This is a genomic window from Brevibacillus sp. HB1.2 (assembly GCF_013332495.1).
Taxonomy (GTDB): domain Bacteria; phylum Bacillota; class Bacilli; order Brevibacillales; family Brevibacillaceae; genus Brevibacillus; species Brevibacillus porteri.
Genome location: NZ_JABMIU010000007.1, coordinates 217,146 through 230,740 on the forward strand (window position 1 = coordinate 217,146; position 13,595 = coordinate 230,740).

Annotated in this window: 17 protein-coding genes; 10 read left to right on the top strand and 7 right to left on the bottom strand. The window is 41.1% G+C overall.

The window, feature by feature from the left end; genetic code table 11:
* Nucleotides 1–68: 68 nt before the first annotated feature.
* The 3 genes from HPY28_RS18075 to HPY28_RS18085 are packed head-to-tail and all read left to right on the top strand — an operon-like array spanning nucleotide 69 to nucleotide 2,739.
* Entirely contained in the window at nucleotides 69–833 is a 765-nt protein-coding gene (locus HPY28_RS18075; RefSeq protein ID WP_173623622.1) for a ParB N-terminal domain-containing protein, read from the top strand.
* 27 nt (nucleotides 834–860) lie between these two features.
* Complete coding sequence (locus tag HPY28_RS18080) at nucleotides 861–1,703, top strand: EamA family transporter (RefSeq protein ID WP_256436396.1); 843 nt, start codon at nucleotides 861–863, stop codon at nucleotides 1,701–1,703.
* Nucleotides 1,704–1,725: 22 nt separating this feature from the next.
* Entirely contained in the window at nucleotides 1,726–2,739 is a 1,014-nt protein-coding gene (locus tag HPY28_RS18085; RefSeq protein ID WP_173623624.1) for a pyridoxal-phosphate dependent enzyme, read from the top strand.
* A 361-nt stretch (nucleotides 2,740–3,100) separates the two neighbouring features.
* On the opposite strand, the gene HPY28_RS18090 is transcribed toward HPY28_RS18085, so the two are convergent.
* Nucleotides 3,101–3,991, bottom strand: a complete 891-nt coding sequence (locus HPY28_RS18090; protein WP_017249172.1) for a GNAT family N-acetyltransferase — start codon at nucleotides 3,989–3,991, stop codon at nucleotides 3,101–3,103.
* A gap of 689 nt (nucleotides 3,992–4,680) precedes the next feature.
* Between HPY28_RS18090 and HPY28_RS18095 the strand changes: the two genes are divergently transcribed.
* Both HPY28_RS18095 and HPY28_RS18100 read left to right on the top strand, forming a co-directional pair.
* Nucleotides 4,681–4,944: a CD3324 family protein gene (locus HPY28_RS18095; protein ID WP_017249173.1), complete on the top strand. Its 264-nt coding sequence runs from the start codon at nucleotides 4,681–4,683 to the stop codon at nucleotides 4,942–4,944.
* A gap of 156 nt (nucleotides 4,945–5,100) precedes the next feature.
* Nucleotides 5,101–5,739: a FusB/FusC family EF-G-binding protein gene (locus HPY28_RS18100; RefSeq protein WP_174231087.1), complete on the top strand. Its 639-nt coding sequence runs from the start codon at nucleotides 5,101–5,103 to the stop codon at nucleotides 5,737–5,739.
* Nucleotides 5,740–5,802: 63 nt separating this feature from the next.
* Here HPY28_RS18100 and HPY28_RS18105 read toward each other — a convergent pair whose 3' ends face one another.
* The 4 genes from HPY28_RS18105 to HPY28_RS18120 all read right to left on the bottom strand — a co-directional run bounded on the left by HPY28_RS18105 (nucleotide 5,803) and on the right by HPY28_RS18120 (nucleotide 8,451).
* Nucleotides 5,803–6,318: an SRPBCC domain-containing protein gene (locus tag HPY28_RS18105; RefSeq protein WP_017249175.1), complete on the bottom strand. Its 516-nt coding sequence runs from the start codon at nucleotides 6,316–6,318 to the stop codon at nucleotides 5,803–5,805.
* Between the two features lie 31 nt (nucleotides 6,319–6,349).
* Nucleotides 6,350–6,694 (bottom strand): ArsR/SmtB family transcription factor, encoded by a 345-nt coding sequence (locus HPY28_RS18110; protein WP_017249176.1) that lies wholly within the window; start codon nucleotides 6,692–6,694, stop codon nucleotides 6,350–6,352.
* A gap of 173 nt (nucleotides 6,695–6,867) precedes the next feature.
* Nucleotides 6,868–7,833, bottom strand: coding sequence for an SDR family NAD(P)-dependent oxidoreductase (locus HPY28_RS18115; RefSeq protein WP_173623627.1), 966 nt, complete (start codon nucleotides 7,831–7,833; stop codon nucleotides 6,868–6,870).
* 111 nt (nucleotides 7,834–7,944) lie between these two features.
* Nucleotides 7,945–8,451, bottom strand: coding sequence for a TetR/AcrR family transcriptional regulator (locus HPY28_RS18120; RefSeq protein WP_017249178.1), 507 nt, complete (start codon nucleotides 8,449–8,451; stop codon nucleotides 7,945–7,947).
* Between the two features lie 185 nt (nucleotides 8,452–8,636).
* Between HPY28_RS18120 and HPY28_RS18125 the strand changes: the two genes are divergently transcribed.
* From HPY28_RS18125 to HPY28_RS18135, 3 genes are all read left to right on the top strand, one after another.
* Nucleotides 8,637–8,948, top strand: coding sequence for a hypothetical protein (locus HPY28_RS18125; RefSeq protein ID WP_173623628.1), 312 nt, complete (start codon nucleotides 8,637–8,639; stop codon nucleotides 8,946–8,948).
* Between the two features lie 534 nt (nucleotides 8,949–9,482).
* Nucleotides 9,483–9,620: a hypothetical protein gene (locus HPY28_RS18130; RefSeq protein ID WP_017249180.1), complete on the top strand. Its 138-nt coding sequence runs from the start codon at nucleotides 9,483–9,485 to the stop codon at nucleotides 9,618–9,620.
* 212 nt (nucleotides 9,621–9,832) lie between these two features.
* Nucleotides 9,833–10,201 carry a hypothetical protein gene (locus HPY28_RS18135; RefSeq protein WP_017249181.1) on the top strand — a complete coding sequence of 123 codons (369 nt, stop codon included), beginning with the start codon at nucleotides 9,833–9,835 and terminating at the stop codon, nucleotides 10,199–10,201.
* 387 nt (nucleotides 10,202–10,588) lie between these two features.
* On the opposite strand, the gene HPY28_RS31045 is transcribed toward HPY28_RS18135, so the two are convergent.
* Both HPY28_RS31045 and HPY28_RS18145 read right to left on the bottom strand, forming a co-directional pair.
* Nucleotides 10,589–10,897, bottom strand: a complete 309-nt coding sequence (locus tag HPY28_RS31045) for a hypothetical protein (protein ID WP_483296507.1) — start codon at nucleotides 10,895–10,897, stop codon at nucleotides 10,589–10,591.
* A gap of 221 nt (nucleotides 10,898–11,118) precedes the next feature.
* A complete protein-coding gene (locus HPY28_RS18145) occupies nucleotides 11,119–11,601 on the bottom strand; it encodes a GNAT family N-acetyltransferase (protein WP_017249182.1) in 483 nt (160 codons plus the stop codon).
* A gap of 643 nt (nucleotides 11,602–12,244) precedes the next feature.
* Between HPY28_RS18145 and HPY28_RS31050 the strand changes: the two genes are divergently transcribed.
* Together HPY28_RS31050 and HPY28_RS18150 are read left to right on the top strand one after the other, a co-directional pair.
* Entirely contained in the window at nucleotides 12,245–12,496 is a 252-nt protein-coding gene (locus HPY28_RS31050; RefSeq protein ID WP_483296508.1) for a hypothetical protein, read from the top strand.
* 191 nt (nucleotides 12,497–12,687) lie between these two features.
* Entirely contained in the window at nucleotides 12,688–13,092 is a 405-nt protein-coding gene (locus HPY28_RS18150) for a hypothetical protein (protein ID WP_174231088.1), read from the top strand.
* Nucleotides 13,093–13,595 lie beyond the last annotated feature (503 nt).

The following is a 13,595-nucleotide window of genomic DNA, read 5'->3' on the forward strand; positions in this document are numbered from 1 at the left end:
CGGTGCATTATAAAAAGTCAATCAACATGGTTATTATCTGTTGAATCATGAATCAAGGAGGAAAAAACGTGGAAATTCTCTCTCGGCTTCGATTAGTAGATGTAAACCAACTTGCCTTTCAAGAACGAGTAGAACCAGCGCGATTGAACCGAACATGCCAGTCTATTCTTGAAGAAGGAGTCTTGCGTCATCCGATCATAGTTACCCCTCTTATGGAAGGTCGATATTTGATTTTAGACGGAGCCCATCGGACGCAATCATTACGCCAACTAGGATACATGAAGATCCCTGTTCAGGTCGTGGAAGCATCGGAAATTTCTTTCAACGCATGGGAACATCTCTTGCCACTTGGCCTGTGGATGGATACTTTACAACAGTTGCCAACCCTCCAATGGGTGAGGAAGCTCCGGAAAGAACCCCCTATTGCGGAAGTAGTTTATCCGAATTACACCCAATTTTGGATTTATCCCCACGAAAATTATGTGAATCATTGGATTCGGTTACAAGCCTGGCACCAAATTGTAGAGATTTATACCCAGAATCAATCAGTCATTCGTTTACCGCACGGCAGATACGTTTTCCCAGAATCCAACCATGTTCTATTCCGATACCCCACTCTCACCTTGGACGAAGTGAAAGAAATTGTGTTAGCAGGTAAAGAAGTTCCTGCTGGAGTGACACGTTGTATTGTTCAAGAACGAGTGCTTAATTTGCAAATTCCACTCACGCTTCTAACCTCGCCAATAAGTAAGGATGAGTGGAACCGTTTTTCAGAAAAGAAAGCCAATAAACTACGTCTATATTCGGAAAGCATTTATCTTTGTGAAGCTTAAGTAAAAGAGGTAAATCCGATGTGGTATATGCTCGCATTATTCAGTTCGATTACCTTTGGGCTTGGAAGTTTTATGATGAAAGTTTGTTCAGCCAACCGAGGTTCTACCGTACATTTACTTTGGGGATTGTATTTGACGGGTACTCTCTGTTTTTTTGCTTGGGTTCAATATACAGACGGTTGGATGTTCACACTCCAGGTTCTCCTTGCCGGACTCATAATCGGTGTAGGTACATCCACGGGGAATCTCTTATTTATGCATGCTTTAAAAATTGGGCCAGCTAGTCTAACTTCTCCAGTGGTCAATAGCAATGTTATCTTCACGATTGGACTTTCACTGCTTTTTTATGGAGAGTCACTTTCTCTTCCTCAATGGATCGGCGTTACGCTACTCGTTCTTGCCGTCATGATCCTGCCTATTGATCCAGATGAAAACCTTCGTATCCGAAGCATGAAGTGGTATCTGCTTGTCGTTGGTGCGACGTTTCTTTTCTTTCTCCGTAATGGAGGTCTGAAAGTTACGGAAGAAATGCATTTACCCAATGCCATGATCTTGTTGATCGGATACTTCTTTGGATTTATCTTGTTTTCAATAGAAATTCTACGAAAGAAGCATGTAGAGATGCCCAGAACACACAAACAAATAGGAGTTCGTTGGGGACTTGGATCAGGCATCTTCTCCTTTGCTGGTATGCAAATCTATGCGGTCGCCGTAGCAAATGGGCCCGCTAGTATTGTCTCTCCTATCTTTTCTACCAATAGCTTAGTAGTTGCTCTTTTGTCTATTTGGATTTACAAAGAACGACTTTCTTTCCTGCAAACGATTTCGCTCATTCTGCTCTTTGTTGGTTTGATTTTTACGCGACTTTAATTCTTACAAAGAGGTGTTAAAGATGATAGCTACCAATATTGTAGATTGCATTGGGAATACCCCTATTGTCGCTTTAGAAGATGAACTGGTTCCGAATGGAAAGAAGCTGTATCTTAAACTTGAATATTTTAATCCGAACTTTAGTGTGAAAGACCGTACCGCCATAGGATTGATAAAAAAAGCGATGGATCAGGGAGAAATAAAGCCCGGAAGTATTTTAATCGAGTCTACATCGGGAAACCTAGGGAAATCTTTGGCGATGCTCGGAGCTGTGTATAAGTTCCGTGTCCTAATCGTTGTAGATCCCAAAATTAGCCCAAATCTTCTTAAATGGTATAAAGCATACGGAGCAGAAATTGATATGGTGTCCGAACTTGATGAGGATGGTGGGTATCAAAAAACACGATTCAGGCGTGTTCAGGAATTGCTTCGTCAATATCCTGAAGCGTTTTGGCCAAACCAATATGACAATCCCAATAATCCTTTATATCATTTTGAGACTACTGGAAAAGAAATTATCGATTTACCAATCGACGCAGTTGTAGGTGCTGTGAGTACAGGAGGACATCTTTGTGGCATTGGAAGGTTTGTCAAAGAGAACAAACCAGAGATGAAAGTAGTGGCTTGCGATGTAAAAGGATCAGCGATATTTGGCCATATGTTCAAGCCTTACCTGATTAACGGAGTTGGATTAAGTTGGAAGACTGAAAATACTGATTTATCTGTGATTGATCATATTTGTATGGCAAGTGATCAAGAGGCCATATCTGCTTGCCGTATATTGTCCAATGAACACGGAATGATGATTGGAGGTTCAGGGGGCTTATCTGTGGTAGCTGCCTTGACTTATCTGAAACATACCAGCGCAAATGCTGTATTAGCTATTATCCCTGATACTGGGATTAACTACTTAGATCAGATTTACGACGATGAATGGCTTTCCACCAAGGACATAAGACTTCTTAATAAATCGGAGTTGAAAAATGTAATTTCTCATAAGAAGCTTCTAAGTACCTATGAAATCAGTCAGAGATAGTCCCGCTTGTTCGTTAAGAAAAAGCTATCTCGTATACCACGCCTGTTGATTAACCATATAGTAGGTTTTTAATCCGTGCCAAGTAGATATGCCTCTCCAATCTTTTGGCGAATCGCGAAGATTATCAAGAACTAGACAAGTTACTCCCATGGTCAAAAATGTTGCCAGCTACGTGTCGAATTAATAATAAATAGCGTAAAGTAGTCCCTATCCGTTTCAAGGTGGGGACTATTTTACGCTTACGTAATAACAGTTTTTTGTTTGAGCTCATGCGCGTCGGTATAGTCTTCTACTTCTACCCCTACTGCATCTTACTCGCTCCAGGCTGTTCTCTTGAATCTGAATATCGTACGTAGACCTTTTATGCGTGTGAAGTTAGCGGGAAACGAAAATGTTCTGTCTCCATTTTGAACGAGGGACGAACAAATAAGACATCGTCCGTCGTTGTCATCAAAGCTGATTGGATCTTCTCATTCTCACTATCCGGCATAAAGTGAAAATGAATGATCGTTGTCTCAGCCGACACCAAATGAGAAATGACTGCTTCTATATCAATTGGTTTTTTACTTACCAAATCAAATACATGCAGTTGGTCATCTTCTCGTTCGAATAATACGATCACATCCTCCTCTTCGACATAATAGATCGCATCCCGAAAAGCGAGGAGAAAATAAAACATCAACAGATGCTCACTATCCTTGACGCCCAATCGCGATGATACGGGGATTCGCTTGGCGGCAAATTCCTTCATGATGAGATAATCAGCCTCGCTATCAACATCCAGCTTGCGCAAGACCGATTTTTGTTCTACTTGTTTTTTCAAATCAGATACCAATAAGCAAAAACTACTTTCCTGTACTCTCTCAAATCCAAATTTCGGATAAAAATCGAGCACGGTATCATTCGCATACAAAAAAATAGAATCGTATTCCTTCTCATATATTTCAAGAATATGGTTCATCAATTTCGCTGCCAATCCTTGGTTGCGATAGGCAGGATGCGTCATGACTGTTCCAATCTGAAGTACCTTATAGTCTTTATCATTGGATGTCACGATCATCTTACTTACGGAAGCGTTGGCAATAACCTGATCCCCATCCAGATAGGAATAGCAGACATAGTTATCATTCCAAAAGCCCTTGTTATACCATTCTTTAAAATTGAGCTGAAAGACCAGCATAGCGAGGTCATTAAAGCTTTCCTTGTATGTTTCGATATGCTTGTAGTCACTAATCAATCGATATTCACCCATGTAAAAACCTCCCATTCTGTTGTTTGTGCTGTTTGTAATCATTCATTCCTTTTCAGCAATCCCTTCTTTCCAATAAAAAAGACCACAAGAAGAATTCTCTTCTCATGGTCAAATTTATCGTTGTGATAAACATACCTATCCCAAATAGAATAGATATCATGCACAAACGTGAAATTTGTTTGAATGAGATATAATGCCTTCTAATCGCTTTTGAAGAAAGGTACAAAAAATAAACCAAGGGCGCGCCCTTCATTTGACCTTTTCCCCTATAAAATTCGTTAGAATTTTACTTAGCGATTATCAGTTTCATCATATTCAATCAAAACCTCTTTTCACGTTAGGTACTTTTACTATATTTGACTTTCAATAAATTGTAAATGAGCGATCCTTTTCTTTATCCTCGTCGCGAAGTATCATTATACAAAAAAGTCATTTTCTTATATAATTACAAATACTCCCTTTGCTTACACAAAGGGAAAACCGGACCTCGAGGGGGGTGTACCAATGGCGAATGCTCTCAATTTGCCACATACCGCAGCGGCTCATGCAAAGCCTAGAAATAGTGAGGCGATACTTTGCATGAGGTGGTCTCTCGTTTAATCGAATCATCGCCTTCATTTGCGTATCTCATTTCCTATTTCTTGGCTTTGCCCCTTATTTGCCTATCTATAAATAAGGAGCGAGCAGAAATGAAATGTGTGAAAGCAAATTTAATCCTTCCTGAATCGTTACTCGCAGAAATTCAAAAGTACGTGCAAGGAGAAACCATTTATATTCCGAAGACAAAAGTAACCCATCAAAAATGGGGGACGCGCACTGGCGGGAGAAAACTCCTGGATGAGCGGAACACGGCTATTAAAAGCAGCTTTCAGGCCGGGACGGCTATTTCGCAGTTAGCGGAAGAATACTTTTTGTCTACAGAGACGATTAAAAAAATCGTGTATACTAGATAGACGTTTATAAAGCACTGACGACCTTTCCATTCAGGTTGTCAGTGCTTTTTTATGGCGAGTTTTTTTACGAAATGTCTTCTCCCTTTCTCCTCTCTTGCAAACACACTAAAGTAAAGAAGAACCCACTTACAAGACAGAAACAGGAGGAACCTCAATATGGAACCTTTTATCCATACGCATCAATATCACTTCATTAAATCACGCGTTCAAGCAATCATGAACGCCTTTGCAACCAGTACAGATGTCAACGTGATTCGTGCTCGCAAAGAAATCGCCCATGAAGAAATCTTTCAGTTGTTCCCGAACATGACGGAAGAACAAAAAGAAGTTTTGCATCCGATTGACTCGATTAAAGAAAAGGCAGAAGGAAAGCAGTTTTTGCATCAGCTTTCACCGTATGTGATTCCATTCCCTACTCCCACAGAGTCTTCCATTAAGAAGCTCTTTCCAAAAGTAAAGAAGCTAAAAGTCTCGAATTTAGCTGAGATCGATTTTTCAGAAATCTCTTATGTAAGCTGGCTAGACACTGCCACGGACAAGAAATATATTGTCGCTTACCACGAAGGAAAACTGATTGGCATTCACGGACAGTTCACAAACGTAAACAAAAAAGGCGTTTGTGCGCTCTGTAATCGCTTTGAGGAAATCGGCATGTTCGTCCTTGAAGCCAAAGGCTCTGGGGATGGAACGTATTTGAAAAAAGGAAACTACATTTGCCAAGACAGTGCGACGTGCAATCAAAATATTATTTCGCTGGATAAGTTAAACGATTTTATCTCGCTGATGGTGAAATAAATCTGCAACGAAAATGAAAAAGCCGCCGGGTCTCCATGCCAGGCGGCCTTTCCTATATGTCCCTTACTTGATCTCGTTTAGACTCTCTTCCAAACGATCCCACGTTTGGGTGATGCCCTCTAGCATGCCCATGTCCATGACAGTTTTGAGGGCTTCCGCAGATACATATTCAGAACGACTAACCAGCTTCGTCTTTCCATCCATTTCGATGAATTCCATCATAACCTCTGTTGAAGGCATGGTATCATTTGTGTTGCCTTCTGCATCTGAAAAGTAATCGGTATAGATAATTTTCTCGGGTTCAACAATTTCCTTATAAACGCCTTTACCCCATGATTCCATGCCATAAAAATCACCTTGATTCTTATCGGCGCATTTCATGCAGTAATGCCAAACACCGCCTGGGCGGAAATCGACATTACAAACCGGGAGTTCCCAGCCTTTCGGTCCCCACCAACGCTTGAGATGCTCAGGCTCCTTAAACATCTTGAACACGAGATCTCTGGGCGCGTCGAATACACGCTCCAGTACCAGCACCCGCTCATTCTCTACCCGTGAAACCATTGCGTTTCTTGACATAGTAATTCCTCCTCATTCATTTGAATGGATCTCAAGTATTTTCCTTGTTTTGCAGTTCCCGCAAATAGTCTTCCAGATTATCGAATCTTTCTTCCATAACACGCTGGAATGACTTCACCCAAGAATCCAGCGCTTGGAAGGGCTCTGGCCTGAGTTTGTAAATGCGGCGGTTGGCTTCGGCCTTCATATCCACGATCCCGTTGTCACTAAGCACCTTCAAATGCTTCGAGGCTTGGGGCTGGCGAAGCCCCAGTTGTTCGGCGATTTCCCCTACAGTTAGAGGACCGTCGCGCAAAAGTTCGACGATTTTTATACGATTCGGTTCAGCTAAAGCACTTAGCGTCGCCATGTCCATGCCCGGATTCATCCCTGACATGTCACTCACCTCGTTACATGATGGATTCTACGTTCATCTCATCCCCTTCAGCGTTATTGTGATCATCTTGTTAGGTAAAATATACACCAAAGAGAATATTCCTGTAAAGGAATATTTAAAGAAATTGCGGGAGGTTATTTGTTAGTGATTAATCAATAACTAACAGCTATCATTTATTTCATGGAAGTACGATTCTGCAAATGCTGGATCGTTGCCGTTATACCCTCCTCGAACTTCGTCGCTGGGATTGGTCCAATAAGCCGTTTATATTTTTCTCCGCTAAGGATCAACGGTTTTTCTGTTAAGTACAGCATCTCAACAACCTCCTTCATCACGGGGACGAACATACCCAACACAGACAACCCAATTTTCCCAAGAGGAATGACAGGTTTCACGGTGCCCCTTGCTTTTTGAGCGATTCGGACGATGTCTCGACCGGAAATGATACCTCCACCTGGAATGTGCCAGTTTTGCCCATAAGCAAACTCTCGGCTGGCCAACTCTACAATCATCTTTGCCGCATCCGGTAAATAAACAAACTCGCGCGGAACATGCATATTTCCAATGAAAAGTCCCGGTTTTCCAGCCGCAATTGCCTCAAGCGTGGAACCCAAATACGATGCTTGATTAGCAGTAGGTCCGTAATAATCCGGTAATCTGACAATCATCGTTCGCACATGATTCCAGCGGCTGCTAAACAGCATCTGTTCAAATGCCAACCTGATTTTCCCTTTCTTCGTATGCGGTTGCTTTGGATGCTCCTCCGTCACTGGTTCCATCTGCTTTTTCCCGTATGGATAAATACCATCTACCGCAACAACCTTCAAACCTCTCATGTTGGCGGCTTCCATGATCGCTTCGCCAAGTGGGATCAGCTTATTTACCATCTCGTGATAAGGAACGTTTGCACAATGGAATAGTACATCCGCTCCCTCCGATGCTGCTACGATGTCTTGGAACCGGAATGCATCCCCGACGGCCAGTGACAAATGTGCTGGATTACCCAACTCTGACGCCATTTGTGCTAGCTTTTGTCGAGAACGCCCAAAAGCAATCGTTTCAATCCCTCGCTCGATGAGCTCCGCCAAAATTGCTGCTCCCGTTCCGCCTGTTGCCCCGACTACAATTGCTTTTTTCATTCGGATCATCTCCACTCGCTTTATTTGTGATTGATCAATCACTAACTAATTTGAACTATAACGTTTTAGTTAGTGATTAGTCAATAACTAATTGTCGCAATTTTTTTCCCGCTACACCTCCATCAATTCTGGCATGTCTAAAGCTGCTGAAATATTACACAGCATTCCTCTTGCCAGGAAAATAAGCGTTCTCTCTTCCGGACTCGCGATGCCCGCTTCACGAAAAGCTGTTAGGACGATCTGTCGAACCTCCCGAAATCCTTCGCGCATTGCCTCTCGAATCGAAGGCTCTTGAATCGTCTGGGACTGCATTTGAAGAAGTATTTCATTTTGATGGGAAGCCAAGATCTTTTCATATGCCTTGATTAAATCTGTTTCCAATTGCTCTTTGGATGCGGACTCCACAACGAGACGAAAAGAGTTAATGATCCGCTCCCACGATGCCTCCAAGGCTGCTTGTAACAAAGCTTCCTTCGATGAAAAAAACTTGAAAATATACGGTTGAGAAATCTTTGCACGCTCTGCAACTTGCGCTGTCGTTGCCCGAAAATATCCGATTTCAGCAAAAACTTCAATGGCTGCAGAAATGATTTCCGTTTTACGATTGACTGACGTCATTGCAAGATCGCCTCCCTTTTAGTGATTCATCAATAATACCTGATTATACGTCAGTTTGTGTTGGGTTTCAAATGACGTGTAATACGGATTCTCGACAAAATCTACTAAAGCAAGATTAACAAATACTAGTTAAAGTGGTATATATTTGAATTTTTATCGATCACTCTCAAGAAAGGTTGTTGCAAATGTTTAAAAAAGCCTTGATCATGATGGCAGTAAGCTCTGTTGTCACGATACCAAGTTTAGCCACAACCGCCCAAGGAGCTACTCTCCCTTTACAGGAGAAGCCGATCACCTTCGCAGCAAACACTACCCAAAAAGACTGGAAAGGGAAAGAACCTTCTTCAAAATCAATAGGTGCTAAGCACGAAACCACTAAAATCAAAAATGCTGCATTTGGTGAACAAATTTGGGTGATGCTGGCCTCTCCTATTCCACCTGGCTGGATCATGGTTCAATCAACAGGGACAAGAAACCTGATCAGGTATATTGGCTAAACAAGAAGAATAAGTTGTCCATACAACAAGCTGACGTCGAAACTCCATCGACATCAGCTTGTTTCCTTTACTAACTTTCTTCCTTCAATTTCATTGCGATCTCTGGAAGGAATATTGTATTTGGTCGCAGACATGGGGACTATGTTATCAGTCAGCATTCAACAATTTCCGCTACCTGTTATCACAATTCGTAGTACAGATTTTTATTTTCTGAATTTTTTGCGTTTAATATGTTAACTACAGTGCGAGTGTGTTATTATTAGATCGTAAGTTATATTTTTCCAATTCAGGAGGTGAATAACAATGTTGAAGAAATTCCTTCAAAAAATAGGTGCTAACTCAATCCGCCCATGCCCTCGTGAGTGCATACCAGCCGGAAAACATTGCATGTGTCCCGCGTAATGTTAGATAGTACTTAAAAAGGCCGTCCCTACAGCTATGTGCGTGGCATAGGGATGGTCTTTTTCCGTCTACCTATCATCCTAATTTCGTTCTTCTTTTAGTGCGGAAGACTCTATATGAGGGGGAAGATTTATGAAAAAATTTGCTCTGTTTGGTATTGCTGCTGCTTTATTTCTATCGCTATCATTTCCTGGAGTAAGCAGCGCAAAAGAACAACGTGTACCATGTGAAGCTGACGGGTATTGCGGATGGCCGACCTATAACGTTTAACACCAAATGAATGAGTAAGGTAAAAGAAACCATGTAAATTCTACATCGTTTATTTTAATCAAACATCAATCACCGACTGTTTAACTATCGGTATGATGTTTTTCTTTTTTCATTCGTGTTAAAGAACTTGCTTCATTTGCATTTTCTATTGAATCGTTTTCTCTGTGATCCTCGTCTTTATAAACAAACGCATTTAGCAGGGAGAAGAAAGCATGAAAAGTCTTTTGAAAGTGATGATTGGTTTGGTCTTTTCTTTTTGGTTCTTTATTCTTTGGGCCTGTAAATCGCTTCTTTCAAGCGATACTCCAATTACCATCTCGACCTGGGACACGATCCTTTTCTCTTTCAGTTATCTCGTTTCTACGGTTGTAGCTCTTATCTATGCCAGGTTCACGCCTAACGGAAAAATACATATCTTCTTGTCTATTCCTACACTTTTGTGGGGTCTTTCTACTGCTCAAGTTTTTACTCATCAGTATCACCCCTATGATACGCTGATGAGTATTATTGGCTTACTAGGTTCTGGAGCGATCATGTTCTTTTCGATTTTGATGCAGCGTAAATCTCCGAATTTTACATAGAGCACAACTCCACTACTACATCCATGTTTGGCTGAGGTTGTGTGGAAATCACATCAGATTATTTCCAAGTCCTTCGAACCTGCTTGAAACTCTGACACCGTACACAATTTATAAATAAAATTCATGTTCTTATAATCACTTACCCACGATAAGATGGTAATACATGGAAAACAGATCTACCAAGGAGGTGAATGATCATACTGAAGAAGCTCCTGAAAAAGTTAGGTTCAAAATCTTCAATCGAGCCTTGCGGAGACTCATGCATTATTTATCATGGCAGATGCTTATGCCCTTGGTAGTGTTAGCTAAGTTCAAAGAAGGCTGTCCCAAATGCCATGAATGTGGCTATGGGATAGCCTTTTTTCGTCGTATATCCCCCCTGCTGATTTAACATTTTTGAGCTGTTGGACATGACAGGTAACTGTTTGTTACATGCCCAAATTTTCCACTTACTGTGATATCGCCCTTACATAGCTCCTCAATTTGCATAGCTTGAGTTTGAGGTTCTTCCTCATACACTTGAAGGGGTGATATCGATGGGATTCTTTGACGACAATTTTGCTTTAGTTTTGGTTCTTTTCGTTTTATTAACAATTGTTGCTTGCAGCTGTGATGAGTGCTAATTTCTGTCCAATGTTTTGGGCGGCTAAGCTGCCCTCTTTCTCCCTCTTTGCCATCATTGAGCTTTGAGCCCATCTTTTGTCCACTCCTCTCACGTTACGCTTTAGTAGAAGGAGTGTAGTATGTGGAGAGGTTAGATTTGGACACTCTGTTCTATCACCTACGATTTCACCAAAAGAGCCGCCCGGTTCTTTCCCCGAGCGGCTTAACGCCTTTCGCGTCCGTACCTTAAAACCGAAAATTCTACAGCCTCATCACAATTTCTCTTATGTTACATGGCATGCTCTGTACGCTGCCTATCCAGGATTCTCCACTTCCATCGTCATCACGATAAAGGGGGTTCCATTGTTAACGAATGAGGCCGTTTCTTTAAATCTCGTTCTTGTATAAACTTTGATTGCTCTACTATTAAAGCTAGCAACACTTAAACGCAGATTTTTTGGTTCAAATTGCTGTTTGGCAAATTCGATTCCAGCCTTTAAAAACGAAAAGCCTATCCCCTTCCCTGTCAAATCTGGTTTCAATCCCAGCCCAATATCTAACACGTTCTCGCCCTTGTAAAGATTTTGCTTTCGACCTTCTGGGACTTGAGCATTGTGCCCAAAACAGAAGAAGCCCGTAAGCTGACCATGATTATCTCGAACTGCATAATAGGTACCATCTAATAGCTCCTGAAATGTTTCTGGACTATCTTCAAAATCATAAAAAGAATATTCCTGCGGATATTTCCAAGTTGCGACTTGCTCTGCATCTGTAATTGTCATCAAATGAAAGTTCATTTATTACCCCTCCATAAAACCTTTACACTCAGTTCGTTTTTCATAAAACGATCCCCTGCTTCTCACAAGCAGTGTTACGTTACATCCACTTTAACCGCGCTAGGTCCCCCGATCTCACCATCCTTGACCAACCACTTGCCGCAGTTTGCGCATTGCAGTGTAATCCCTTTCATATACTCACCTTCTTTACAAATCGAATGGTTTGTTAACGATATCCAAATGTTGTAAAATAATAAAAAACTACATGGTGGTAATCCAATGAACAAATTCGAAAAAGGGATTGTTTATTTTTTTAGCTTTGTTTTCTTTCCCATCGGTCTGATAATATGGGTTGTCTCCTTGTTTAATCAAAATCAGCAATTCAAAAGTGTCGGTCGAACAGCTTTATATATCGCTACTGTCTCATTTTGCATTCAGCTCCTAATCGGAGTATTAAATTTTGTGGTATATGCAAACATTACTTTCAAATAAGCGGGTGTTATCAAAAGATTCTTGCAAGCGACATATCTATCTAACTATTTCGATAAATCCGATCAGTTAATTGTTTATTTGGTTATCATTTGGTAAACCTTCCATGTGCTAGATACTCTTAATTCAATGAATATTGCTACTGAATTTTTCTTTCGTATTCGATCCTTCAACCGTGATTCGACATGAATCTGAGAACTATATTGAACAAGTAATTGTTTGGGAGTCTAAACAGATGGAGTTTGAAATTTTTAATATCCATACAACGGAAAGATTACTTTGGAACTACATAGAGAAGGTCCCCGACCAATCCAATTTCGACAACATACTAACCTTCCTCTTATTGTTTTCACTACATCTACGAAATGAAAAAAACTCGCACCAACTGGCACAAGAGAAACGCCGCGCCTTTCGAAATAGGACTTAGCTTCTTCAATGCCTTCGTGATAGATACCCCAGTTACAAGATAATCCGTGTCATTGTGGTCAAGAGATATGAATGGGCAGCGTTCTGTTTTTTATGTGTAAATATTTACCAATTCATTCCATTTGAGTATAATTACCTTTAGTTCGTGTATTTAGAATTTGATCAGAATTGATATGAAGGAGTGTACATGGTATGAAAAAACAGCTTCTCTCTATTTCGATGCTCGCTTTACTCCTCTCTGGCGCACCTGTATATGCTTCCGCTTCTACCCATGCTCAAGTACAAGATGAAGCAGGCAGAGTCACCATGGAGCAACAAAAACAAGAACAACAATTCACCAAATATTACTACCTTACACCTGGGCAGTTAAGTCCAAAAGAAGCGATTCATCTAAAGAAAGGGCAAGAGCTCCGTATTAGTCCAAGAGGCAGCTTCGCGAATTACACAGTGTATAATGCTCAAAATAAACAGATTTGGAGCGGTACGACAGGAATCATCATTAAGGCTGATGCGGACGGGTATCGCTACGTACAATTTCAAGCCCCCTATTCCTATGAGGATCAAAATGTCATCGTAGCTACTTATACGATTCAGTAAAACATGTATAGATTTTAGCCCGTCTTGATTGTGAAGACGGGCTTTATTACAATTTGCATCCCTTTTTCTTTCCTACTCATTATGTCAATGTCAACCTACTACCGTGATGTTCCTGAATACTGATCTACATACATTTTCGATACATGGGGATATTTGGCCAATCAAAAGGGTAATGGAGTTCGTACGCTATCTTAGATCGTCATCAGGAGGGGATAACACTTGAAGAAGAAAAAATCTAAGTCTAAGCGATTCAAGAAAGTGAATGGTCAATTGGTTGAATTTCTTCCAAGCTTTCAAGAATGTATGAACGAATGTAGACGTGTAAGTCCGCCTCATGAAGATTGTGAAACGTTATGTCTTCCGTATCTAGACTCAAGAAGAGTACGATTAGATGATGAGTGTTACGATCGTTGCCGTCGCTGGAGGTCTCACGGGATTTGTGATCACATTTGTCAGGTGCCCTATTGAGTATTAAGTTAGGCTCAAATTTATCTCCACAAGGC

Bases quoted from the DNA above. Each gene is read 5' to 3' on its own strand.
- HPY28_RS18080 (WP_256436396.1), top strand. From the start codon at position 861: ATGCTCGCATTATTCAGTTCGATTACCTTTGGGCTTGGAAGTTTTATG.
- HPY28_RS18085 (WP_173623624.1), top strand. From the start codon at position 1,726: ATGATAGCTACCAATATTGTAGATTGCATTGGGAATACCCCTATTGTC.
- HPY28_RS18090 (WP_017249172.1), bottom strand. From the start codon at position 3,991: ATGGGTGAATATCGATTGATTAGTGACTACAAGCATATCGAAACATAC.
- HPY28_RS18095 (WP_017249173.1), top strand. From the start codon at position 4,681: ATGAAATGTGTGAAAGCAAATTTAATCCTTCCTGAATCGTTACTCGCA.
- HPY28_RS18100 (WP_174231087.1), top strand. From the start codon at position 5,101: ATGGAACCTTTTATCCATACGCATCAATATCACTTCATTAAATCACGC.
- HPY28_RS18105 (WP_017249175.1), bottom strand. From the start codon at position 6,318: ATGTCAAGAAACGCAATGGTTTCACGGGTAGAGAATGAGCGGGTGCTG.
- HPY28_RS18110 (WP_017249176.1), bottom strand. From the start codon at position 6,694: ATGTCAGGGATGAATCCGGGCATGGACATGGCGACGCTAAGTGCTTTA.
- HPY28_RS18115 (WP_173623627.1), bottom strand. From the start codon at position 7,833: ATGAAAAAAGCAATTGTAGTCGGGGCAACAGGCGGAACGGGAGCAGCA.
- HPY28_RS18120 (WP_017249178.1), bottom strand. From the start codon at position 8,451: ATGACGTCAGTCAATCGTAAAACGGAAATCATTTCTGCAGCCATTGAA.
- HPY28_RS18125 (WP_173623628.1), top strand. From the start codon at position 8,637: ATGTTTAAAAAAGCCTTGATCATGATGGCAGTAAGCTCTGTTGTCACG.
- HPY28_RS18130 (WP_017249180.1), top strand. From the start codon at position 9,483: ATGAAAAAATTTGCTCTGTTTGGTATTGCTGCTGCTTTATTTCTATCG.
- HPY28_RS18135 (WP_017249181.1), top strand. From the start codon at position 9,833: ATGAAAAGTCTTTTGAAAGTGATGATTGGTTTGGTCTTTTCTTTTTGG.
- HPY28_RS31045 (WP_483296507.1), bottom strand. From the start codon at position 10,897: ATGGGCTCAAAGCTCAATGATGGCAAAGAGGGAGAAAGAGGGCAGCTT.
- HPY28_RS18145 (WP_017249182.1), bottom strand. From the start codon at position 11,601: ATGAACTTTCATTTGATGACAATTACAGATGCAGAGCAAGTCGCAACT.
- HPY28_RS18150 (WP_174231088.1), top strand. From the start codon at position 12,688: ATGAAAAAACAGCTTCTCTCTATTTCGATGCTCGCTTTACTCCTCTCT.